Source organism: Pseudoalteromonas sp. G5_S1_54_S4, from assembly GCF_054968565.1.
Genome location: NZ_JBQKUL010000001.1, coordinates 53,522 through 77,401 on the forward strand (window position 1 = coordinate 53,522; position 23,880 = coordinate 77,401).

Genomic DNA, 23,880 nt, shown 5'->3' on the forward strand with positions numbered 1-23,880 from the left:
ATGGCACGTAAACAACGTTTTCGTGAAGAAGAAGAAGCAGCGGTAGATATGACGCCAATGCTTGACATCGTATTTATCATGCTTATTTTCTTTATCGTAACTACATCGTTCGTTAAAGAGGCTGGTATCGAGGTCAATAAACCAAAAGCTGCCCAAGCTACGAAGCAAAAAAATGCTAACATTTTTATTGCAATTCGCAGTGACGGTGCAATCTGGATTGATAAACAGCAAGTTGATGTTGAACGTGTTTCAGCAAAAATCGAAAGTTTATTAGCAGAACAACCTACTGATGTTGTAATTTTGCAAGCTGATAAAGAAGCAAAACACGGCACAGTGGTTAAAGTGATGGACCAGATTAAAGCGACGGGTGATAACCTGAGAATTTCAATAGCTGGAGATCAGTAATGATTCGTTTTCTGTTTTCACTGATTGCAGGTGGGGCAGTTACTTTCGGCTTGTTCTACTTCATGGCATACCTCATCTCTGGTGGGGCTGACCGTAATACGGAACAAAAAGAGCAGATCATAGTCGAAATTATGACGAATCCGCCTGAATCTAAGGTGCAGGAGAGGAAGCGTGTACCGCCTCCGCCTCCGCCACCGCCAAAGCAGCCGCCTAAACCGCAGCCGCCACAGCCGGAAAATAGCAACCCAAATACTGGTGGCTTGTCATTTAATATGCCAAGTATCGATGTGGGAAGCACGGCCGGTGGACTAAGTGGTCCAGGTGCATTTGGACGAGATGGTGATGCGACACCTATCGTTCGTATTGAACCAAAATATCCAACACAAGCAGCACGTGATGGTAAAGAAGGTTGGGTTCAACTTTCATTCACAATTGATGAGTTAGGTGGCGTGATTGACGTTGATGTTATCGACGCAGAACCAAAACGTATCTTTGACCGTGAAGCTAAACGTGCATTGCGTAAGTGGAAATACCGTCCTAAGATCATTGACGGGAAACCACAAAAGCAAGTTGGTTTACAAGTTCAACTAGACTTTAAACTTAACCAAGGCAACTAAGGAGGCGAGTAATGAGAAATTTTTCCAAAGTAACTGCACTTGCAATTCTTATGTCTGTGTCAGGTGCATCATTAACTGCACCTGTTTTAGCGGCGCCAGATTACGCAAAGATTGAAGAGCGTAAGAAAGCAAAAACTAAAATCATGGGCGAACGTACTGGTAAAAAAGTAATTAAAGCGTTTGATTTGTATAACGAAGATGATGTTGATGGTGCAATAGCGTTATTGAAAGAGTTAGAACCGTCTAATGACTTTGATAAAGCAACTGTTAATCGTTACTTAGGCAGCATGTACGCTCAAAAAGAGCAATACAAAGTTGCAATTAAGTATATGAAAGCAGCGATTGCACCTGATGTATTGAACTTTGCTGATCAGGCTCAAGGTTTAAAAACCTTGGGTGATATGTACGCGGGTACTGAACAATACAGTGCTGCCAAGCAAGCATATTCTGATTGGATGGACTTCACAGGTGAAGAGGACCCGAAAGTTTACACTCGTATTGCGCAAGCAAGCTATGAGCTTAAACAATTTGATCAGGTTCTTGAGCCGGCAAACAAAGCAATTAAGTTAGCTGAAGAGCCAAATAAAGCTCCTTATCAACTTAAATTAGCTGCCTATTTTGAGAAAAAGCAATATCAAGATATGGTTAAAGTTGCAGAAGAAATCGTTCGTGTATGGCCTGAAGACAAAAAATCTTGGGTAGGTTTAGGTAAGTATTATTTACAAACCGAAGACTACCAAAAAGGTCTAGCAACTATGGAAGTTGCATACAAGAATGGTTACTTCGAAAACGAAGTTGAATACAAAGTACTGGCTAACTTTTATTCTTTAAACGAAATTCCTTACAAAGCAGCAGTAACGCTTGAAAAGGCTGTTAAAGAAGAGAAAGTAAAACGCACTAAGCAAAATATTAGCGCGATTGCTAGTAACTACCATCGTTCGAAAGATATAGAGAAAGCTGCTAAGTATTACGAAGAAGCTGCTAAATTTGATGACGACGCTGAGCTCTACCGCAAAGCAGGTTCATTACTTTTACAATCTGAAAAATTCAGCGCTGCTGTTGTTCGTTTGAACAAAGCATTAGAGCTTGGCTCTGATAAAAAAGGCACTATTTATTCAGATTTAGCTGAAGCGTTTTACTACCAAGGTAAGTATAAGCAAGCTTATGCTGCTATTACTAAAGCCATGGACGACCCAAGCACACGTAGGTTTGCTAAAGGTTGGGCTACATATATTAAAGATAAAGCCGCTCGCAACGGTGTTAAAATTTAGTATTTAATGTACTCTAGTATTTTTAAAAAGCCCCATTGGGGCTTTTTTTATTGGAATTGACATGAAAAAAACGCCTATTATTTCACTGCTATTTTGTTTGCTGTTAACGTCTTGCTCTAAGCCTACAGATATATTTTCATCTTATGAAGAAGCGCAAAGCGCGTTAATATCACTTAATACTGCTTTAAGTGCGCAACCGAATTCACAGGTTACACAGCTCAGTAATGAGCAGCTCCCTTTTACAGATGCTTATTTAGAGCGTCGCCACGCTATTTATCAGCAGCTAATGCAAATGCAGTTATCAGCAGAGCAAACCAATCAGGTTAATTATTTAGTTATTGCTGAGCGATTCCCAGAGCGCTATTTTGCATGGCCTGCACAAACAAATGTTTTGGCTAATATGCTCACTATGGCGAAAAATGATGCCCAGTATAAAAATATTGAGCAATGGTTAAGGTTTGTAAAATCTCAGCTAGAAGCTGCCGAGCAAAGTAATTTAAAGCTAAATAAAGTTGAACATAGTTATTTAAAAAAGTACGTGCAACAAGCCATAAATCGCACTAACACACCGGTTGAACTTAATGCAGCGTTGAGTGAGTTAAACAATTATTTGGCGGACTATAAGCCAAGAGGCAGCATTGGTTTATCAGGCCTTGCTAATGGCAGTCAGTGGTATCAAAGTAAATTAAATTATTTTGCAAATGCTGTGCTCTCACCGCTTGAGTGGCTAAGTCGTATTGATAGCAAATTCAAATCAATGCAGAGTCAAAAACAGCAAACAACGGTAGAAGCCTCAAATGCCTCACAGCTTACCACATTACTTTTAACTGATTCGAAAATAGCGGGTTTAGACTGGTTAACGGGTTATACGCTATTACCTCTGAGGGCTAACGCTTCACAATTAGAACCAGCCGATGAATTGCTCTATATGGCTATGATGGAAACTGATCTAGGGGTGCATTATCACGCTTGGACATTGTCACAAGCACGCTTAAATTTACTTAAACGATTAAACATAAGTGAAGAGGAAGCGACTTTATTAGTTGAAGATATTCTTTTTTATCCAGGGCAAGCGTTTAGTTTTGCTCCACAACTACTTAATTAAACTTTAGTGCGCTATTAACTAGCGCACTGATCACATCGCTGCGCTGCAGGGTCTTGCTCCAAGCGCTGCGCTGATATTTTTTCCTCACAGTCACAACAGTAACCATACTGGCCAATGTCAATTTGGCTTATTGCCGCTTCAAGCTTATTCATACGCTCAATCAAGGGATTATACTCGGTGCCTAATTGCTGAGCTGCTATATCAAGCCACTCTTCATTTGAGGTACGGGTTAGTATACAAAGCAAATTTTGATGTGTAGGGTGTGTAGATTGTGATAGCAAGCCTAATATAGTCGCTTTAACACTTTCAATTTCATCGTTTAGTCGTTGCTGATGATGCATTAGCAGTATAACCCTTAAATTAGTCCTCAGTGATACTGCTATTATCTAGTTAGATTATCTTAGATGTTATGATTTGTATCAAATTGTGGCGCTTTCGCATACTTCTTTAACACTTCGGCTACTTCATCCTTGGCTTTTAAACGACGAATTTCATCAAATAATAGTCCTGCTTGTGGATATTGGCGTTTTAAATAACCAAGCCATTGTTTTGTGCGTGAGGCAAAGTATTTAGTATCTTTGCTTGCTGTTTGGTGCATAGATGAATGAATAATATGGTGTAAAATATTTTCCCATGTCAGTTCACTGTAGCTTTCTTTATTAACCTGCGCTTTAATTTTTCTTGCTAGATCAGGATGTGAAAGCGCGCCACGACCAATCATTAAGTCAGTGCAACCGCTGCGCTTTTGGCATAAAAGGGCATCTTCTACCTGCCAAATCTCCCCATTGGCGACCACTGCAATTTTTTTATCTTTGACCAAAGGAGGGATTTTTTCCCAATAGGCGGGTGGATTGTAGCCATCGCGTTTAGTACGTGCATGTATAGCAATGCTGTTAGCACCAGCGCTAACAACGGCATCGACAATTTCTTGGCTATTACTATCATCATCAAAACCTAAGCGAATTTTAGCACTTACTTCATGCTCATCATCAACGGCATCCCTTACCGTTTTTATAATCGAGTACATATGATCTGGATCTTTGAGTAATACAGCACCGCCTTTGCTTTTATTGACAGTTTTTGCTGGGCAACCAAAGTTTAAATCAACACCATGAGAGCCTAAGCCAATTGCTTTTACAGCATTTTCTGCTAACACGTCGGCTACTTGGCCTAATAACTGAATGCGAACTGGCGTGCCACTACGAGTGAGCCCCGCATTTTTAAGTTCAGGGCAATAACGGTGAAATACTTTATCTGGAAGGCAAGTATCTACAACACGGATAAATTCGGTCACACAAAGATCGAAGCCACCTATGTCGGTGAGTAGTTGGCGCATTTTAAAGTCAACGACACCTTCCATCGGTGCTAAAACAAGTTTCATAGTGTGATTAATTTATTACTGAAAAAGAGCGCCAGTTTACCTGTAAATCATAAATTGATAAAACGCTTATTAGGGTTTATAGTTAGTTTACTAAGTTATTTTTGAAAAAATAGATAATGTGAAAGTTTTTAGTTTTATGCAGGTCTACTTGTATAATGATGTTCAACAAGTTTAGAAGGTAATAAAAAATGAATACAATAAAGAAAAATTCAATTGCATTAACACTCGGCGCAGTGGTTGTTGGCAGTGCAAGTATGGCCAGTGCAGATGTACAAGCTAACCCATTTGAATTTCAGCAAATGGTTGCTGGTTACCAGTTAGACGCAGGTGAAGGCAAGTGCGGCGAAGGTAAATGCGGTGAAGCTAAAACCAAAAAAGAAGGAAAGTGCGGCGAAGGTAAATGCGGCGAAGCCAAGGCCAAAAAAGAAGGTAAGTGCGGCGAAGGTAAATGCGGTGAAGCTAAAGTCAAAAAAGAAGGCAAGTGCGGCGAAGGTAAATGCGGTGAAGCTAAGGCCAAAAAAGAAGGCAAGTGTGGCGAAGGTAAATGCGGTGAAGCTAAAACCAAAAAAGAAGGTAAATGTGGCGAAGGTAAATGCGGTGGTCACTAAACTTTTCTTTTAAATACGTTAAGCTATGGGGCCTATTAGGCCCTTTTTATTTAATATGAGGTTTTATTATGGCTCACATTCAAACGCCTAACTTTGGCATGGTCGGTTTAGGTTTGCGAAGAGAAATGCTAGATGAGCTAGACGGTGCTGTACCAAAACAAATTGAGTTTATGGAAGTGGCCCCAGAAAACTGGTTAAAGTTAGGTGGACGCTTTGAAAAGCAGTTCAAACAGTTAACCAATACTAATTATTTTGTTTGCCATGGTTTGTCACTTTCCATTGGCTCGCCTGAGCCACTAGACCTTGAATTTGTAAAGTCGTTAAAACCGTTTTTTGATACTCATAATATTAAAGTATACAGCGAGCATTTAAGTTATTGTTCAGGAAAAGGACACATGTATGACTTAATGCCGATCCCTTTCACTGAGGAGGCGGTTAACCATGTTGTTTCTCGGGTTAAACAGGTACAAGATATTTTAGAACGCCCACTTGCGCTGGAAAATGTGTCTTATTATGGCGCGCCTGGACAACAGTTAACTGAGCTTGAATTTACAAACGCTATTTTAGAACAGGCTGATTGCCAGTTACTACTAGATGTAAATAATATTTATGTTAATTCAGTTAATCATGGCTACGATGCACATGCCTTTTTAGCTGCATTGCCAACTAACCGAATTGCTTATGCCCATGTTGCAGGGCATTACAACGAAGCCGAGGACTTGATTATAGATACTCATGGCACCGATGTTATTGATCCCGTATGGCAGTTGCTTGATAGCGCTTATGAAACACATGGTGTATTTCCGACGCTGTTAGAGCGGGACTTTAATATTCCACCTATTAACGTGTTAACCAAAGAGCTGGATATAATTCATCAATTACAAGCAAAGCACCTGCAGCGGTTATCCACTGAGCAAAGTGCTTAAACAGTCCTATGCAGCTAGTAATAACAACAGCATGGTTTTAAAAGAGTATTAACTATGAGTTTTATCGATATTCAAAATGAGTTTATGGCTCATATTCGCCAGCCCAACACGAACCCTTGCCCAGCAGATGTTGAAGACAGACGTATGGCTATTTATCGGGAGCTTTTTTTTAATAATATTAATGGGTTTGTTTCATCAGCATTTCCAGTTTTAAAAACACTCTATAGTGAGCAACAGTGGCTATTACTGGTTCGTCAATTTTTTAGTGAACATGATTGCCAGTCTCCTTACTTTTTAGATATTGCTGAAGAGTTTATAACGTATTTAATGACAAGTTATGTGCCCAAAGAGTGCGACCCTGTGTTTATGCTAGCGCTGGCGCATTATGAATGGATTGAGCTTGATGTATCGGTAACTCAGGCTGACTTGGATGAGAGCGAACTGGAAACGAATCAATTAACCCAAAGCCCTTTATATTTATCTAAAACGGCACGTAACTTAAGCTATGAATTCCCCGTACAACATATTAGCGAAGCGTTTCAACCGCAACAGCCCTCTGAGCAGCCACATTATTTTGTGGTGTACAGAGATAAAGACGATGAAGTACAATTTTTAGCAACTAATGCGATGACCGCCATGCTGTTGTCTATTATTGACAATAACGCAGGAAGCACATTTGCGCATGTTTGCCAGCAAGTCAGTGAAAATGCACCTCAATTTAGCCTTGAGCAAATAACTCAAGGCGCATTAAGTACCCTAACGGCTATGGCACAGCGTCAAATTATAGTGACAAAAAATTAAGATTAAGCTCTTTATAGATTATTTCACATCGTCTATTATAACGCCTTTATTTGTTGTGCTTAATAAAAGGTTGTACCGATGTCAGATGATAAAGAGTTTAAAGACCCGTTTAATGCGACTTACTTTTTTGCATTTTTAGCCGTGTTTGCTGGAATAGGGTGTTTAAATGCTATTTTAGGTTGGATCACCAGCTTGACGTAATTTTTGCTTTATTTCATAAGGCTGTTGTTTTCATCAGCCTTATATTTTTTTATCTTGTTTACCCTTCCTGAATTTTTATAACTACCGCAAACTCGCAATTTACGCTCACTTAAGGTTATAATCACCTGCTTTGTAATATGAACCATTGAGCAGTTAAAATTATGACTCAAGTAACACCAGCAATTATCAAAAACAGCATTACTACAATTGCTGATTACCCTAAAGCGGGCATTATGTTTCGCGATGTAACAACCCTAATGGCAAACCCTGAAGCGTTTAAAGCAACCATAGATGCATTTATTAACGCCTATAAAGATCAAGGTTTTACTAAAATTATTGGCACAGAATCGCGTGGCTTTATTTTTGGTGCACCGCTATCTTATGCCTTGGGAATTCCTTTTATCCCTGTTCGCAAACCTGGTAAATTACCGCGCGAAGTTATTCGCCAAGATTACCAACTCGAATATGGTGAAGATACATTAGAGCTTCATACTGATGCGATTGTAGCCGGTGACAAAGTATTGCTAGTTGACGACTTGTTGGCGACCGGTGGTACAATTGAAGCAACAGCCAAGTTGGTTGCAAAATTAGGCGGCAACGCCACAGATGCAGCATTCGTCGTATCGTTACCTGAACTAGGTGGGGAGCAGCGTGTTGAAAAAATGGGTATTAAAATCCTAAAATTGGTTGAATTCGAAGGCGAATAATCGATGAGTTATCAGGTTCTAGCGAGAAAATGGCGTCCTCAAACCTTTCATGAATTGGTTGGGCAGTCTCATGTTAAACAAGCGCTGGTTAATGCGCTGAATCAAAATAGACTGCATCACGCTTATTTATTCACTGGAACCCGTGGTGTTGGTAAAACGACCATTGCGCGTATTTTTGCTAAAAGCTTAAATTGTGATGAGGGCATTTCTGCCACACCATGTGGTCAATGTAGTAGCTGTGTTGATATAGAAGCAGGGCGCTACATTGATTTACTCGAAATAGATGCGGCCTCACGCACAAAAGTTGAAGATACTCGCGAAATACTCGATAACGTTCAATATGCGCCAACCCGCGGACGCTACAAAGTGTACTTAATTGATGAAGTACACATGTTGTCAAAGCACAGCTTTAATGCCTTATTAAAAACGCTCGAAGAACCACCTGAGCATGTAAAGTTTTTACTGGCGACCACCGATCCACAAAAATTACCGGTAACTATTTTATCGCGCTGTTTACAGTTTAATTTAAATGCCTTGTCGCAAGCTGAAATTAAGCAACAGCTTGAGCATGTTCTTACACAAGAACAGCTCAATTTTGATAATGATGCCCTAAGTATTATTGCTAAAGCAGCCGATGGCAGTATGCGAGATGCGCTGAGCCTGACCGATCAGGCTATTGCTCAAACAAATGGCGATATTAATAATCAAGCTGTTCAAGCCATGCTTGGTTTAATGGATACCCATTATAGTCAGAGTTTACTCGCTGCATTACTCGCGCAGGATGGCGCAGCCTTAATGGCTGAAGTTGCCCAAGTCGCGAGCAGAAATCCTAATTACATTGCACTACTTGATGACTTAATTGCACTTACGCATATTATTCAATTAAGCCAATTAGTGCCTGAAGCGGCAGCACTTGATAGCAATAATGCTGACTACATTAAGCATGTTGCAGCGCACACTCATGCTCAGCAAATTCAAGTGTATTATCAGTTATTACTGAATGGCAAAAAAGATTTACAGTGGGCGCCTGAGCCACGCTTAGGGTTTGAGATGATTATGCTACGATTGTTAGCATTTCAACCTGAGCACTCACAAACGACGCATTCAGCACCTAGCTCGCAACCCGCGCCAGAGCAAAATGCCACAGGGCGTACCAATGCATTGCGTGATATTTTAAATAAAAATAAACCAGCGCATAGCAATAGCACTGAAAGTCAGCCATCAATACATAATCCACAGCCAATAGAGGCTGCTGAGCCTGAGGTTTCGCGCTCTGATAATAGCCGGACTCACATTGAGCAAGAGTCAACGCAAAGTCAGCCAAACGTGTCTGATACAACGCCAATGAGCGATGAACAAGCGCAGCGTCAAAGCGAAGATGATGCCTACATGCAGCACAGCGATGTAGAACAAACCATTGCAGCGCAATACGATGATGTAATGAGTAGCGCGGTTGACCAAGGATTTAATCCTGAGCTATCAAACGTACCTAGTAGCACTGAGCATTCAGCGCCAACAATGGGCGAGCAAGAAGCACGTGCACAGTATGCAATAGCGCGTATTTTACGTGACAGAAATATTTCCGGTGCGGGTAAACTGTCAAGCGCAGCAACCGAAAAACCTGTTGTGCCAAAATCGACCCCTACTAGGCCCGTCGATAAACCTATTAGCAATACACCTCAAGCTGTAGCGCAGGAGCCGCCTCCATGGGATAGTGAGGCGGGTGATGAGTTACCAAAAAAGCCAGCGCTCCCCATGTCAGGGAGCAAGCCACAGGTAAGCACTAAACCTGCAAATAAAGTTGACTTTAAAGCAAAGCATCAAACAATTACCGAAAATCTTGCACCTGAGCTATTAGAGCAAATTAATCCGCAAAAACCGGCTCCTGTTGTTGAACAAGCACCAAGTATTCCGGTGCCGGATGATTTTCAAAGCCCCATCAGTGAAATTAGATTTGCCCATCAACAAGATGAATGGGCTTATTTAATTAAGCGAATGGGGCTTGGCGGGCGCATGCGCCAGTTTGCCTTGCATTCAATTTTTACCAAGCAAGACAATCATTTTCATATTGAAGTGGATGAATCGCAAAAGCATTTAGATACGCCTATGCTGCGCCAAAAGTTAAATGTGGCGTTATCGACTATTTATGGGCATAACGTTGAGCTAAATATCGACTTTGCCAGTGGGGTGATTGACTCGCCTTATTTAATTCAACAAAAAATTGATGCAGGTCGTCATCAGCAAGCGATTGATGTGATCACAAGTGATGAAAATATAGTACAATTTCAACAGCTATTTAGCGCTGAAATTGACGAAAACAGTATTCAGGCATTGTAATTAACTATCAGTGCCCTTATTTATACTTCAGTTAATGTATTAAAAGAAAGAGAGACGATTATGTTTAAAGGTGGAATGGGTAACATGATGAAGCAAGCGCAGCAAATGCAAGAGCGCATGCAAAAAGCCCAAGAAGAAATCGCAACAATGGAAGTCGTTGGTGAAGCTGGTGCCGGTTTAGTTAAAGTAACCATGCTTGGTAACCACAACGTGCGCCGTGTTGAGCTTGATGAAAGCTTAATGGAAGACGACAAAGACATGATTGAAGATTTATTAGCTGCAGCATGTAACGATGCTGTTCGCCGTGTTGCCGATGAAACGCAAGAACGCATGGGTAAAGTGACAGGCGGTATGCAATTACCACCTGGTATGAAAATGCCGTTCTAAGCAACTATGCAACTTTCAGATAGTTTAACATCGCTTATTGAAGCACTTCGTTGTCAGCCCGGCATCGGTCCGAAGTCTGCCCAGCGTATTGCATTTCATTTATTAGAGCGCGACCGTAAAGGCGGCACTCAGCTTGGCAATGCGCTAACAAAAGCGATGACGGCTGTAGGGCATTGTCAGTCGTGCCGCACGTTTACCGAGCAAGCACAATGTGATATTTGCTTAAGCACTAAGCGCCAAGACAGTGGTATTTTATGTGTTGTTGAATCGCCAACGGATGTACTCGCCATTGAGCAAACAGGTCAATACAAAGGGCTTTACTTTGTATTAATGGGGCATTTATCACCGATTGATGGCATAGGGCCTAAAGAAATTGGCCTTGATGTACTCGAGCAAAAGCTTGCGCAAGGCGGTATTAATGAAGTCATTTTAGCCACAAATCCTTCGGTTGAAGGCGAAACAACGGCGCATTATATTGCTCAGCTTTGCCACAAAAACAATGTGGGTGCATCGCGTATTGCTCATGGTATTCCTGTTGGTGGTGAGCTTGATTTAGTCGATGGAATGACGCTTATGCATGCATTTAGCGGTAGGCGCTTAGTCAGCCATGAATAGTTTATTTTAAGCTTAACTATTTGAACTTACTTTAAAAGCCTACATACATGCTGTAGGCTTTTTTGTTGGCTTTAATTGCAATATAAACAAAAGTTTAAGGATGGTATGGCTGCAATAACCCAAAGTGCTAGTGTGATTGTTGATGACTTTATCGCACCTGTTTGCCATGAACACATAAAAATTATTTATCAAGATGAGGCGCTTTTAGTGATCAATAAACCTAGCGGTTTATTGAGTTTGTCGGGTAAAAACCCACTAAATTGGGATTCCGTTCATTATCGCTTAGTCAATGGTCAACAGGGTAAAACAGCCGCCTTTGCAGAAGCAAAGTTACCTCATCGATTAGATTTTGGAACCTCAGGGATCATGCTGGTGGCACTCAATAGTGAGTCGGCAAAAAACCTCAATCAACAATTTCAAAGTCACACCATAAGCAAACGCTATGTCGCTATGTTGCAAGGAAAAGTGTGCGATAACCACGGACAAATAAATTACCCGATTGCTAAAGACAAACTCCATTTTCCTCGTGTTAAGTTATGTAACACCACAGGCAAAGCGGCCTTAACACACTACACAGTACTTAAGCGTTTTATTCAACCAATCAAGACGTTAGTGCAATTTACCCCCGTTACTGGTCGAACGCATCAATTACGTATTCATAGTCATGCAATTGGGCATCCTATTTTAGGTTGCGATTTGTATAAAAGTGAACAGAGTGAGCAGATGGCGTCGCGTTTGCAGCTACATGCCAGCGATATATATTTTCATCACCCAAGCACTCAAAAGCCGATGCATTTACACTGTGCTAGCCCATTTTGAACAGATATTGTTTTTTATAATATTGTTGTTTTTTGCTGGCAGCTTTTTTTACTTTTTTCCCTTGAAGTTCTCACACCTCCCCCCATATTAAGTGCATAACGCAGACACTTTGCAAATTGGAGATACATAAATGACTGCAGCACAAAAAGAAACATTAGGCTTTCAAACAGAAGTAAAACAATTACTAAACTTAATGATTCACTCGCTTTATTCTAATAAAGAAATATTTTTACGTGAGCTTGTATCAAACGCATCTGATGCAGCCGATAAATTACGCTTTTTAGCGTTATCAAACGGCGACCTATATAAAGGTGATGCTGATTTACGTGTACGTATTAGTGCTGATAAAGAAGCCAATACGGTAACCATTTCTGATAATGGTATTGGTATGACACGTGATGAAGTGATCAGCTCTTTAGGTACAATTGCAAAGTCGGGTACCGCAGAGTTTTTCAAAAACTTAACGGGCGACCAAAGCAAAGATTCACAACTTATTGGTCAATTTGGTGTGGGCTTTTACTCAGCGTTTATTGTTGCTGATGAAGTGACAGTGCGTACCCGTAAAGCAGGCGAGACAACAGCTGTAGAGTGGCAATCAAAAGGTGAAGGTGAATACACGCTGCAAGAAATTGAAAAAGAAGGCCGCGGTACAGACATTATTCTACACCTACGTGAAGAAGAAAAAGAGTACGCAGACGAATGGCGCCTTCGTAGTATCGTGACTAAATACTCTGATCATATTTCTACACCAGTACAAATGTACAAAGCAGAAGTACCAGAGTCTGAAGGCGAAGACGGCGAGAAAATTCCAGCAGTTCCTGGTGAGTGGGAAAGCATTAACCGTGCTACGGCATTGTGGACGCGTGATAAGTCTGAAATCTCTGAAGATGAATACAAAGAATTTTACAAGCATGTAAGCCATGACTGGGAAGATCCACTTAGTTGGGGACATAACAAAGTTGAAGGTAAAACTGAATACACCAGCTTGTTATACATTCCGAAAAAAGCGCCGTTTGATTTATGGAACCGCGAGCGCCAAAGTGGCTTAAAATTATACGTGCAACGTGTATTCATTATGGATGATGCTGAGCAGTTTATGCCAAGCTACCTGCGTTTCGTTAAAGGTCTATTAGATTCAAATGATTTACCACTGAACGTATCGCGTGAAATACTTCAAGATAACAAAGTGACCCAAGCTATCCGTAAGGGGTGTACGTCGCGTATTATTAAAATGCTTGAGCGTATGGCGAAAAACAAAGCCGATGATTACCAAACGTTTTGGAATGAATTTGGTCAAGTAATGAAAGAAGGCCCAGCAGAAGATGCGGCTAACAAAGAGAGCATTGCTAAGCTATTACGTTTTGCTTCAACGCATACCGATTCAGACACTCAAGATGTATCGCTTGAACAATACATTGAGCGTATGAAAGACAGCCAAGATAAAATTTACTATGTTGTTGCTGACTCATTTATTGCAGCTAAAAACTCACCGCATTTAGAGATCTTCCGTAAAAAAGGCATTGAAGTTTTACTACTAAGTGACCGTGTTGATGAGTGGATGATGAGCCACTTAACTGAATTTGCAGACAAGCAATTTCAATCAATTACTCGCGGTGATTTAGATTTAGGCGATTTAGACGACGAAGAAACTAAAAAAGCACAAGAAGAGTCTGAAAAAGAAGTTGCAGGCCTTATTGAGCGTATTAAGACCGCATTAGGTGATGATGTTAAAGAAGTACGCTTTACACATCGTTTAACCGATTCGCCAGCCTGTGTGGTGAGCGACGACAACGACATGAGCTCGCAAATGCAAAAGCTGATGGAGTCAGTAGGTCAAGCAGTGCCAGAAGCTAAACCTGTGTTTGAGCTAAACCCTGAGCATCAGATTGTTAAGCATTTAAATGATGAGCAAGACGAAGATAAATTTTCGCAGTGGTCACATGTATTGCTAGATCAAGCATTACTAGCTGAGCGCGGTACGCTTAAAGATCCAACTGGATTTGTCACTCGCTTAAATAAACTTATGCTTGATTTAAGCAAATAAGTATTAAAAATCAATGATTGAGTAAAAAGGGAACGTTTGTTCCCTTTTTTTATGCGCTGGAGCATAGAGTTTATTGATTTTTAAAGGTTAAATTTGCTGCATAGACGCTGCCCGAAAGGGTCTGTCTGCCTACATGGATGGTGGCAAATGGCGTGAGCAGGACGCAGAAGCTTTGCTCGATTTTTACTCAGCCTACTAGGTTGCAAACCTTGCGCCGCTATTAAAGTGCCCCTAGTTTGTACAAATATTAATCCGCAAAGGCCAACAGACTCTAGACAATTAGTATAAGTTACTTGAGTATCTGCGGCGCTTGTGGAAGAATTCAGACTTTAAAATAAACTCTCATATTAGGGGACAATGATATGCGCATTATTCTTTTGGGCGCGCCGGGTGCAGGTAAAGGTACTCAAGCTCAGTTTTTAATGGATAGATACGGTATTCCACAAATTTCTACCGGTGATATGCTACGAGCTGCAATTAAAGAGGGCACACCACTTGGCCTTGAAGCAAAAAAAGTAATGGACGCAGGTCAGTTAATTTCTGATGACATCATCATTGGCCTTGTTAAAGAGCGCATTGCAAAACCTGATTGTGAGAAAGGCTTTCTACTTGATGGCTTCCCACGTACCATTCCACAAGCTGATGCAATGAAAGATAATGGCGTTGTCGTTGATCACGTTATTGAATTTGATGTTGCTGATGAAGTGATTGTTGAGCGTATGGGTGGCCGTCGTGTTCATCCTGGTTCTGGTCGTGTTTATCATGTTGTTTACAATCCACCAAAAGAGGAAGGTAAAGACAACGAAACAGGCGAAGAGCTTATTATCCGTGCGGATGACACAGAAGAGACAGTTCGTAAACGCTTAGGCATTTACCATGAGCAAACAATGCCATTGGTTGACTACTACCAAGCAGAAGCACAAGCTGGTAATACGCAGTACCATAAATTAGACGGTACTCAAGCGGTTGAAGCAGTAAGCAAGCAACTAGCTGAGCTTTTAGGTTAATTTTTATCTAAAATTAAGAGCATAATCAAAAAAACCGCTTCATAGCGGTTTTTTATTATCTGAAATTCGACCTTTAAAGCGTTTTAAGCTTTTCAATAACGCTATCGTATTCAGGCTCGGTTGATAAGCTACTAACTAATTGTTTATATATAACTTTATGGCTTTTATCGAGAATAAAAACAGCGCGAGTAAGTAACCCCATATCTTTAATTATTAACCCATACTTTTGGCCAAAATCACGCCATACAGAATCAGACAGTGTCGTAACTTTATCGATATTCTCTGCTTTGCAAAAACGTTTTTGTGCAAAAGGTAGGTCGGCACTAATCGTCAACATGGCCACGCCAGGAAACTGTTGCGCTACTTTTTCATTAAAATGCTTTGTTTGTAGGCTACAAATGCCAGTATCTAAGCTTGGTACCACGCTTATCAATACGGCTTGCCCTTGGTAATTTTCTAATGTAATGGCAGTAAAGCTGTCGTCGACCACTTTAAAATTTGGCGCATCAGCACCGACTTTAAGGCCTTGGCCTAGTAACGTAACAGGTTTACCTTGCGCTGTTACTTTTCCTGCATCTAAGGTGTTTTCAGGTAACTCTGATGCAAAACTAGTGCAACAAAACAGGCTCAATGCAAAGGCTAATGAACGACGCATGGATTTTTTCCTTTTAAGAATTAACGTAATAGTGGTGAGTGTATTATACTGTGATGGAGTTACCAAGCAGAATAATTGACGCGTTTATTTTCCCTAAAATTGTAAATAAGCAATACTTTGATTACTATGTATATATAAGAGATAGGTATTAATTAATAATATCCGTGCCTTTATTTTTTGCGGTGTCAGCGTACAACAAGTTTTAAAATAGAGAGATAATATGTCAACATCGGTTTTAATTTGTGATGATTCAAAACTAGCTAGACGTCAATTAGCTCGGTCTTTACCCGATGATTGGGATATTAAAGTTGAATTTGCATGTGACGGTGTAGACTGCATAAAACAAATAACTAAAGCCCAGCCTGAAATTCTTTTCCTTGATTTAAATATGCCAGAAATGGACGGTTATGGCGTGCTTGCTGCAATGAAAGAGCAAGGACTCGACGTTCTCACTGTTGTGGTATCAGGCGATATTCAACCGAGTGCGCATCAACGTGTGCTTGAGCTTGGCGCCATAGATTTTATTCAAAAACCGTGTTCCCCAGAAAAGCTTGCTGCCATTATTGAACATCATGGTATTAGAGATAGAGCACTGCGTGAACGCATGTCTCACTCGTTAGGTGAACAAGTTGACCCTGATGTTCGTGATATATATCAAGAGCTTACTAATGTTGCCATGGGTCAAGCTGGAGATTTACTGGCAAGACTGCTTAATGTATTTGTTAAGTTACCCATTCCTAATGTTAATGTTTTAGAAGTCAGTGAGCTCAACATGGCGTTAAGCTCTGTTGATACCAATGATACTACATCGGGTATTTGCCAAGGCTTTATAGGTGGCGGGGTATCTGGCGAGGCATTATTACTTTTAAATGACTCTAGTTTTAAAGAAATAGCCTCACTGATGAATTACGAAGGTGAACTAAACGACAAGGTTGAGTTAGAGTTGCTAATGGATGTAAGTAACATTTTAATTGGCGCTATTTTAACCGGCTTGTCAAAACAACTCGACATGACCTTTAGCCAAGGGCATCCAATAGTTTTGGGGCAGCATCGGGACGTTTCTGAACTTGTTCAGTCGAATAAGTCGCGCTGGCAACGGACTCTAGCCATAGAAATAAGTTACGGTATTGAAAATCATGATATTAGTTGTGATTTAATGTTGCTCTTTACTGAAGATTCACTAAAAACTTTAAAATACAAAGTTGCTCATCTACTAGAAGATTAAATATTTATGCCAGCTGATTTAGATTTGAATGAAATCCATTGGTTAATGGATATGTTTAATACGGTTGATGTCGGTCTTGTTGTACTCGATCGAGAATACAAAGTGCATGTATGGAATGGTTTTATGGAAAATCATTCTGGTTTGTTACCGAGCGCTGTAAAAGACAAAGACTTATTTGATTTATTTCCGGCCATTGATGAAAAATGGTTTAGAAGTAAATCTGAGTCAGTGTTTGTATTAAAGAATCGTTCATTTACTATTTGGGAGCAGCAGCCGTATATTTTTCGTTTTAAAAACTACCGACCAATTACCGGTAAAGCGGACTATATGTATCAAAATGCCACGTTTATTCCACTTACCAATGTGCGAGGCGAAGTCGAGCATATTTGTATTATTATTTACGATGTGACAGATATTGCGGTTAACAAAAAAGAACTAGAAGAGTTAAATAAAAAACTAGAACAAGTAAGCCAAACAGATAGTTTAACCCAGCTTGCCAATAGAGGGCATTGGGAGCATTTACTGCACCAAGAATTTTTACGAACGAAGCGAAACGAAGGTTGTTGCTCGTTATTAATTTTTGATATTGACCACTTTAAAAAGGTAAATGATGATTTTGGACACAGTGCTGGAGATGAAGCACTTCGTCATATAGCGAGTTTACTGAAAACTGCATTGCGTGAAACAGACATTGCTGGGCGATACGGCGGTGAAGAGTTTGTTGTTACTTTATTAGATACCGATAAACAAGGGGCGATTGTATTTGCTGAACGTTTACGCCAATTAATTGAAACCTCTCCGGCGAAATACAATGAGCACACGGTGCATATGGCCATTAGTGTGGGTATTGCGTGTTTTGATGATCAGTTTAAAGATCACGAACGCTGGATTGAAGCTGCCGATAAAGCGCTTTATCATTCAAAAGAAACAGGTCGAAATAAAGTGTCGGTATACGCTGATATAAAAAATGATGCTTAGGCATCATTTTTTAATTGGGGGGTAAAATAAGCAAGTCAGTTTTAAGTAAGCGCATTATTTTTTCTGCAGTATTACCAATGAGTTTTGCTTTAATTCCTACATTCCCAACAGATCCTATAATCACTAAATCAGCATTGAGCTTGGCCGCTAAGCTTGGGATCACCTGCTCAGGTAAACCCGCTTTAATATAAAGTTTGTCGCGTAAGTTATTATCAATAATGAGTTGTTGCTGTGATTGAGGTAATTTCTCAAAGGCATTGACTAGTTGCTCTTCTGAAAATACTAAGCCTAAATCTCTTAATATTGGAGAAATATACACTGTGTAGCCGGCATAAAATTCACAGTCTGTTCGCTGTGCGTATGCTAGGCCATATTTAATAATTGACTGATTAAGTTTATGTTTTGCGGTTTTTTCGCTGGCTAAATCAAGTGCGGCGAGTATGTTGGTATGCTTGCGCCATTTGTTATCTGCCGCTAAATACAAAGCGATGGGCGTAAAGCGGATAAGTTGCCAATCAAGTTCACTAAATTGGCTGTCGCTGTCGATATGGCGTGTTTTTATCACCATTTCGTAATCATCAGTATTAATATCTTCGTTAAGCCACTGCTCGGGGGCTTCATGCCATGCGGTTTGAAAGGTATAACTGCAACCCTCCAGTTCTGCGCTAATCAGTGGCTCCAACTGTGCCCTTAATGATGAAAGGCATTTATCTTGGAGTGAAAGCAATTGTTCTGGCGACAGAGAAAATAAAATATTGCCGGTTTCTTCAAAGCTAAATGCAACAATATCAATATGTTTATTCCCTTGCAGCGCTTTTTGTTTAGCATGCTGCAATGACGTTTTTGCAAATTCAACCGAATCAATCAGTACAAGAAGCTTTTTTTTGTCCATTATTTTTACTCTGTTGTATGGCGTGAATCATCAATTGGACATTGACCAATGGTTGAAATCTCACCAGAATTTGACTCCTGTTCCAGTTTTACCTTAAAGCCCCATAGTCTGTAAAGGTGTTTTAATACCTCCCCATGGGAGTTAGCCAGTGGAACGGCATTATGAGGTACATATCGTAGGGTTAAAGAGCGGTCACCGCGTAAGTCAACATCGTAAACTTGTATGTTAGGCTCATGATTACTAAGGTTATATTGTGCAGAAAGTGCTTCTCTAACCGCTTTGTAGCCATTATCGTCGTGAATAGCGCCTATTTCTAAATGTGGGTTACTAGCATGGTCGACTATGGTGAATAATTTAAAATCCCGAATCAGCTTAGGGGATAAAAATTGGCTAATAAAACTCTCATCTTTGAAATTTTGCATTGCAAAGTGCAGTGTCTCGAGCCAGTCACTGCCCGCATGCTCAGGGAACCAGCGTTTATCTTCTTCTGTTGGGTTTTCACAAATACGACGTATATCAACCATCATATTAAAGCCCAGTGCATAGGGGTTAATACCTGAGTAATAATCGCTATTGTATGGAGGTTGGTACACAACATTAGTATGGCTTTGTAAAAACTCCAACATAAATGAGTCGGTTAGTTTTCCCTCATCATATAAATGGTTCAAAATAGTGTAGTGCCAAAAAGTGGCCCAACCTTCATTCATTACTTGGGTTTGTTTTTGCGGGTAAAAGTATTGTGATATTTTTCGCACTATCCTGACGATTTCTCGCTGCCATGACTCGAGTAAAGGGGCATTTTTTTCAATAAAGTACAGAATATTTTCCTGTGGCTCTTGCGGGAAGTGGCGTTCGTGTTTTTTTGACTCTTGCTGTTGAGAAGGAATGGTACGCCATAATTCGTTAACTTGTGATTGCAAATACTCAGCCCGTTCTTGCTGACGCTTTTGCTCTTCAAATAACGAAATTCGTTGTGGACGTTTGTACCTATCAACACCGTAACTCATTAATGCATGACATGAGTCGAGTATGCTTTCTACTTCGGAAATACCGTACTTTTCTTCACAGCGGCTAATATAGTTTTTAGCAAACAATAAATAATCAATAATTGAGCCTGCATCAGTCCATGTTTTAAATAAATAATTCCCTTTAAAAAATGAGTTATGCCCATAGCAAGCATGTGCCATAACCAGTGCCTGCATCGGAAGGGTGTTTTCTTCCATTAGGTAAGCAATACAGGGGTTCGAATTAATCACAATTTCATACGCAAGTCCCATTTGACCGCGTTTATAATTTTGCTCCGTTTGAATAAATTTTTTACCATACGACCAGTGAGTGTAGCCAATGGGCATGCCTACACTTGAGTAGGCATCCATCATTTGTTCTGCGGTGATCACTTCAATTTGGTTAGGGTAGGTGTCTAACTTGTAGTGCTCAGCCACACGCGCTATTTCGTCTTGGTATTGTTGCAATAGTTCAAAGGTCCAATCTGGCCCATCACTTATTCGATTATCGTTCATAATGCTACCTCGCTTTGGCTATGCAGCCCCTTGCTGTTGACGACCTTTTTTAAATAGCTCCCTAAATATAGGGTAAATATCTTCAACACATTGGATATGCTGGATGGCAAAATTACTGTTCGTTTGACTAATGTTTTGATACTCGCGCCATAAACTTTGATGAGCACGTGTGGTAATTTCTATATAGGCAAAATAGCGAACAGCTTTAAGTATTTTATTACGTAAAATGTGTCCACATTGGGGCGTGTCATCGGCCCAATTATCACCATCAGAAGCTTGTGCTGCGTATATATTCCATTCATCAGCATTATAGCGCTCAGCTATTATTTCATTCATCAGTTTTAGTGCACTTGAAACAATGGTACCGCCTGTTTCTTGTGAATAAAAAAACTCTTGCTCATCAACTTCTTTGGCTTGGGTATGATGGCGAATATACACAACGTCGATGTCTTTGTAGCTGCGAGTTAAAAACTGATAAAGCAAAATGTAAAAGCGTTTTGCCATGTCTTTTGTTGCTTGATCCATTGAACCTGACACATCCATAATACAAAACATCACCGCTTTACTAGTTGGGTGTGGTTGTTTGTCGTAGTTACGAAAACGTAAGTCGTAATTATCGATAAAGGGCACGGTTTTTATTTGCTGTTTAAGTGTGTCGATTTCTTTTTGTAATAAGGCCACAGCGGCTTTATCACAGTGTGGTTGTTCAAGCAGCAGTGCTAGTTGCCCCTCAAGCTCGCTAAGGCGGCGTTTTTTACCTGCGGTCATTGCAATACGACGAGCTAGAGAGCCTTGTAATGAGCGCACTACATCAATATTACTGGGCATACCATCACTGCAAAACCCAGCGCGATGGGTTTTCATTTGCACTAGCTTATCAAGCTGATTTTCTTGCAAATTAGGGAGTTCTAAATCCTCAAATAACAAATCAAGGTATTCATCTTTAGAGATAGAAAAAACAAATTCATCTTGGCCTTCGCCAGAGTCACTTGCTTCACCTTCGCCTGCGCCACCGCCTTTGCCTCCTTTAGGGCGTTCTATTTTGTCGCCAGTAGAGAACTGATCGTTCCCAGGGTGTATTTGCTCTCTATTACCGCCTCTACCTTGATGAAAAGTAGGTTCGCTAATATCACGCTGCGGAATAGAGATACTCTCTCCAGAGCTTGAATCAGTGACACTGCGTTTATTGATCGCATCAGACACCGCTTCTTTGATCTGCTTTTTATAACGCCTAATAAAACGCTGGCGGTTAACTGTGCTTTTGTTTTTGCCATTTAAACGCCTGTCGATAAAATGCGCCATAATGACCTCCTAAAAACTGCAATTATGAAGGTTATTGCGATTTTCTAACCCGTAAATACCACTCAGATAGCAAGCGCACTTGTTTTTGCGTGTAGCCTTTTTCAACCATACGATTAACAAAGTCCTCATGCTTTTGCTGATCTTCAGCTGATGTTTTTGCATTAAATGAAATAACAGGGAGTAAGTCTTCCGTGTTTGAGAACATTTTTTTCTCAATAACCGTGCGTAGTTTTTCATAACTTGTCCACAGCGGATTTTTGCCATTGTTATGAGCGCGAGCACGCAGTACAAAGTTAACAATTTCATTTCTAAAATCTTTAGGGTTTGAAATACCTGCAGGCTTTTCTATTTTTTCAAGCTCAGCGTTGAGTGCATCACGGTCAAATAATTGCCCTGTATCAGGGTCGCGGTATTCTTGATCTTGAATCCAAAAATCAGCATAAATAACGTAGCGGTCAAAAATATTTTGGCCATATTCTGAATATGACTCTAAGTACGCGGTTTGTAGCTCTTTACCTATAAACTCAACATATTGTGGAATTAAATAGCCTTTTAAAAAGCTTAAATAACGTTCTTCAACCTCGGCACTAAATTGTTCACGCTCAATTTGTTGCTCAAGCACATAAAACAAATGCACAGGGTTGGCGGCCACTTCGGTAGTGTCAAAGTTGAATACTCGCGATAAAATCTTAAACGCAAAACGGGTTGAAAGCCCGGTCATGCCCTCATCAACACCAGCATAATCACGATACTCTTGATACGACTTCGCTTTTGGATCGGTGTCTTTAAGGGTTTCACCATCGTAAACTCGCATCTTAGAGTAAATGCTTGAGTTTTCCGGCTCTTTTAAGCGCGAAAGAGTGGTAAATTGGGCTAAAATTTTAAGTGTACCTGGCGCACAGGGGGCGTTGTAAAGCTCACTGTGTTCAATAAGCTTATCGTAAATTTTAATTTCTTCGGTCACTCGTAAGCAATAAGGAACCTTAACAATATAAACACGGTCTAAAAAGGCTTCGTTGTTTTTATTGTTTTTAAAGGTTTGCCATTCTGATTCATTAGAGTGGGCGAGTATCATGCCGTTAAATGGCAGGGCGCTTATGCCTTCTGTGCCGTTATAGTTACCTTCTTGGGTAGCTGTTAAAAGCGGATGTAACACTTTTATGGGGGCTTTAAACATTTCCACAAATTCCATTAAGCCTTGGTTGGCTAAACATAATGCGCCTGAATAGGCATAAGCATCAGGATCATTTTGTGCAAAGTGTTCAAGTTGGCGAATATCGACCTTACCGACAAGAGCAGAAATATCTTGATTGTTTTCATCTCCGGGCTCTGTTTTAGCAATCGCAACTTGATTTAAAATTGATGGGAAACGTTTAACCACTCTAAATTGACTAATATCACCATTAAATTCTTGTAAACGTTTTGCGGCCCATGGCGACATTACCGTTTTGAGGTAACGAGACTTAATTCCATATTCTTTTTCGAGTAGGCTGGCATCTTCAACGGGATCAAATAATGACAGCGGATGGTCATTAACCGGGGAGCCCTTAATTGCATAAATAGGCACTTGTTGCATTAAATACTTTAGCTTTTCAGCAATCGATGACTTACCGCCACCCACCGGGCCAAGCAAGTAAAGCACTTGTTTACACTCTTCTAAGCCTTGTGCCGCGTGTTTTAGATAAGAAACAATTTGCTCAATGGCGTCTTCCATACCATAAAAATCGGCAAATGCAGGGTAACGTGCAACAACACGGTTCGAAAATAAGCGACTTAAACGGGTATCGGTAGCGGTATCTACCATTTTAGGCTCGCCAATGGCCATCAGTAATCTTTCAGGTGCACTGGCATAAGCAGACTTATCGGTTTTACAAATTTCTAGAAACTCAGCAACACTGTACTCTTCTTCTTGTGTTGATTCATAACGTGCTTGGTAGTGATCAAAAATAGTCATAATGACCTCCGAAACCTACTTGGAAAATGTATTCACTATTAAAAGTCTAGTCACGAATTTAAATTTTTGTGCAATAAAATTAAAAATTTATATGAAAAATGATCATGATGCACTTTTAGAAAA

24 protein-coding genes are annotated in these 23,880 nt (G+C 40.3%); 17 read left to right on the top strand and 7 right to left on the bottom strand.

Annotated features, from left to right (window positions below; all coding sequences use genetic code 11):
* From ACTRWE_RS00245 to ACTRWE_RS00260, 4 genes are all read left to right on the top strand, one after another.
* Entirely contained in the window at positions 1 to 405 is a 405-nt protein-coding gene (locus ACTRWE_RS00245) for an ExbD/TolR family protein (RefSeq protein ID WP_006792384.1), read from the top strand.
* The gene (locus ACTRWE_RS00250; protein WP_013465201.1) at positions 405 to 1,022 is read left to right on the top strand and encodes an energy transducer TonB; all 618 of its coding nucleotides are present in this window, start codon (positions 405 to 407) and stop codon (positions 1,020 to 1,022) included. The genes ACTRWE_RS00245 and ACTRWE_RS00250 overlap by 1 nt, the downstream gene beginning before the upstream one ends.
* An 11-nt stretch (positions 1,023 to 1,033) precedes the next feature.
* Complete coding sequence (locus tag ACTRWE_RS00255) at positions 1,034 to 2,293, top strand: tetratricopeptide repeat protein (protein ID WP_013465200.1); 1,260 nt, start codon at positions 1,034 to 1,036, stop codon at positions 2,291 to 2,293.
* A gap of 61 nt (positions 2,294 to 2,354) precedes the next feature.
* Complete coding sequence (locus ACTRWE_RS00260) at positions 2,355 to 3,398, top strand: hypothetical protein (RefSeq protein ID WP_013465199.1); 1,044 nt, start codon at positions 2,355 to 2,357, stop codon at positions 3,396 to 3,398.
* 14 nt (positions 3,399 to 3,412) lie between these two features.
* Here the strand turns inward: ACTRWE_RS00260 and ACTRWE_RS00265 are convergent, their stop codons facing one another.
* Positions 3,413 to 3,739: a TraR/DksA family transcriptional regulator gene (locus tag ACTRWE_RS00265; RefSeq protein WP_013465198.1), complete on the bottom strand. Its 327-nt coding sequence runs from the start codon at positions 3,737 to 3,739 to the stop codon at positions 3,413 to 3,415.
* A 59-nt stretch (positions 3,740 to 3,798) separates the two neighbouring features.
* Positions 3,799 to 4,779: a tRNA-dihydrouridine synthase gene (locus tag ACTRWE_RS00270; protein ID WP_008466224.1), complete on the bottom strand. Its 981-nt coding sequence runs from the start codon at positions 4,777 to 4,779 to the stop codon at positions 3,799 to 3,801.
* A gap of 188 nt (positions 4,780 to 4,967) precedes the next feature.
* Between ACTRWE_RS00270 and ACTRWE_RS00275 the strand changes: the two genes are divergently transcribed.
* The 11 genes from ACTRWE_RS00275 (at position 4,968) to adk (ending at position 15,231) form a co-directional block, all read left to right on the top strand.
* On the top strand, positions 4,968 to 5,387 hold the full coding sequence (locus ACTRWE_RS00275; RefSeq protein WP_016900409.1) for an HvfA family oxazolone/thioamide-modified RiPP metallophore: 420 nt from the start codon (positions 4,968 to 4,970) through the stop codon (positions 5,385 to 5,387).
* Positions 5,388 to 5,455: 68 nt separating this feature from the next.
* Positions 5,456 to 6,313 carry an HvfB family MNIO-type RiPP peptide maturase gene (locus ACTRWE_RS00280; RefSeq protein WP_013465196.1) on the top strand — a complete coding sequence of 286 codons (858 nt, stop codon included), beginning with the start codon at positions 5,456 to 5,458 and terminating at the stop codon, positions 6,311 to 6,313.
* 54 nt (positions 6,314 to 6,367) lie between these two features.
* The gene (locus ACTRWE_RS00285; protein WP_013465195.1) at positions 6,368 to 7,114 is read left to right on the top strand and encodes an HvfC family RiPP maturation protein; all 747 of its coding nucleotides are present in this window, start codon (positions 6,368 to 6,370) and stop codon (positions 7,112 to 7,114) included.
* 78 nt (positions 7,115 to 7,192) lie between these two features.
* Complete coding sequence (locus ACTRWE_RS00290; protein ID WP_013465194.1) at positions 7,193 to 7,315, top strand: hypothetical protein; 123 nt, start codon at positions 7,193 to 7,195, stop codon at positions 7,313 to 7,315.
* Between the two features lie 161 nt (positions 7,316 to 7,476).
* On the top strand, positions 7,477 to 8,022 hold the full coding sequence (gene apt / locus ACTRWE_RS00295; RefSeq protein WP_013465193.1) for an adenine phosphoribosyltransferase: 546 nt from the start codon (positions 7,477 to 7,479) through the stop codon (positions 8,020 to 8,022).
* A 3-nt stretch (positions 8,023 to 8,025) separates the two neighbouring features.
* Positions 8,026 to 10,359: a DNA polymerase III subunit gamma/tau gene (gene dnaX, locus ACTRWE_RS00300; protein ID WP_013465192.1), complete on the top strand. Its 2,334-nt coding sequence runs from the start codon at positions 8,026 to 8,028 to the stop codon at positions 10,357 to 10,359.
* 60 nt (positions 10,360 to 10,419) lie between these two features.
* Entirely contained in the window at positions 10,420 to 10,746 is a 327-nt protein-coding gene (locus tag ACTRWE_RS00305; protein ID WP_013465191.1) for a YbaB/EbfC family nucleoid-associated protein, read from the top strand.
* 6 nt (positions 10,747 to 10,752) lie between these two features.
* Entirely contained in the window at positions 10,753 to 11,361 is a 609-nt protein-coding gene (gene recR / locus ACTRWE_RS00310) for a recombination mediator RecR (RefSeq protein WP_013465190.1), read from the top strand.
* Between the two features lie 105 nt (positions 11,362 to 11,466).
* A complete protein-coding gene (locus tag ACTRWE_RS00315; RefSeq protein WP_013465189.1) occupies positions 11,467 to 12,180 on the top strand; it encodes an RluA family pseudouridine synthase in 714 nt (237 codons plus the stop codon).
* Between the two features lie 130 nt (positions 12,181 to 12,310).
* Positions 12,311 to 14,224, top strand: a complete 1,914-nt coding sequence (gene htpG / locus ACTRWE_RS00320; RefSeq protein ID WP_462879296.1) for a molecular chaperone HtpG — start codon at positions 12,311 to 12,313, stop codon at positions 14,222 to 14,224.
* A 362-nt stretch (positions 14,225 to 14,586) separates the two neighbouring features.
* On the top strand, positions 14,587 to 15,231 hold the full coding sequence (adk, locus tag ACTRWE_RS00325) for an adenylate kinase (RefSeq protein WP_013465187.1): 645 nt from the start codon (positions 14,587 to 14,589) through the stop codon (positions 15,229 to 15,231).
* A 73-nt stretch (positions 15,232 to 15,304) separates the two neighbouring features.
* Here the strand turns inward: adk and tpx are convergent, their stop codons facing one another.
* Positions 15,305 to 15,886 (bottom strand): thiol peroxidase, encoded by a 582-nt coding sequence (gene tpx / locus ACTRWE_RS00330; protein ID WP_013465186.1) that lies wholly within the window; start codon positions 15,884 to 15,886, stop codon positions 15,305 to 15,307.
* A gap of 220 nt (positions 15,887 to 16,106) precedes the next feature.
* On the opposite strand from tpx, the gene ACTRWE_RS00335 reads away from it, so the two are divergent.
* Entirely contained in the window at positions 16,107 to 17,111 is a 1,005-nt protein-coding gene (locus ACTRWE_RS00335; RefSeq protein ID WP_035113247.1) for a response regulator, read from the top strand.
* 6 nt (positions 17,112 to 17,117) lie between these two features.
* Positions 17,118 to 18,089 (top strand): sensor domain-containing diguanylate cyclase, encoded by a 972-nt coding sequence (locus ACTRWE_RS00340; RefSeq protein WP_013465184.1) that lies wholly within the window; start codon positions 17,118 to 17,120, stop codon positions 18,087 to 18,089.
* 10 nt (positions 18,090 to 18,099) lie between these two features.
* Here the strand turns inward: ACTRWE_RS00340 and ACTRWE_RS00345 are convergent, their stop codons facing one another.
* The 4 genes from ACTRWE_RS00345 to ACTRWE_RS00360 are packed head-to-tail and all read right to left on the bottom strand — an operon-like array spanning position 18,100 to position 23,757.
* Positions 18,100 to 18,981, bottom strand: a complete 882-nt coding sequence (locus ACTRWE_RS00345) for a universal stress protein (RefSeq protein ID WP_013465183.1) — start codon at positions 18,979 to 18,981, stop codon at positions 18,100 to 18,102.
* 5 nt (positions 18,982 to 18,986) lie between these two features.
* Entirely contained in the window at positions 18,987 to 20,501 is a 1,515-nt protein-coding gene (locus tag ACTRWE_RS00350; RefSeq protein WP_013465182.1) for a SpoVR family protein, read from the bottom strand.
* Between the two features lie 18 nt (positions 20,502 to 20,519).
* Complete coding sequence (locus tag ACTRWE_RS00355; protein ID WP_013465181.1) at positions 20,520 to 21,803, bottom strand: YeaH/YhbH family protein; 1,284 nt, start codon at positions 21,801 to 21,803, stop codon at positions 20,520 to 20,522.
* Positions 21,804 to 21,834: 31 nt separating this feature from the next.
* Positions 21,835 to 23,757 (bottom strand): PrkA family serine protein kinase, encoded by a 1,923-nt coding sequence (locus ACTRWE_RS00360; RefSeq protein WP_013465180.1) that lies wholly within the window; start codon positions 23,755 to 23,757, stop codon positions 21,835 to 21,837.
* Between the last annotated feature and the right edge of the window lie 123 nt (positions 23,758 to 23,880).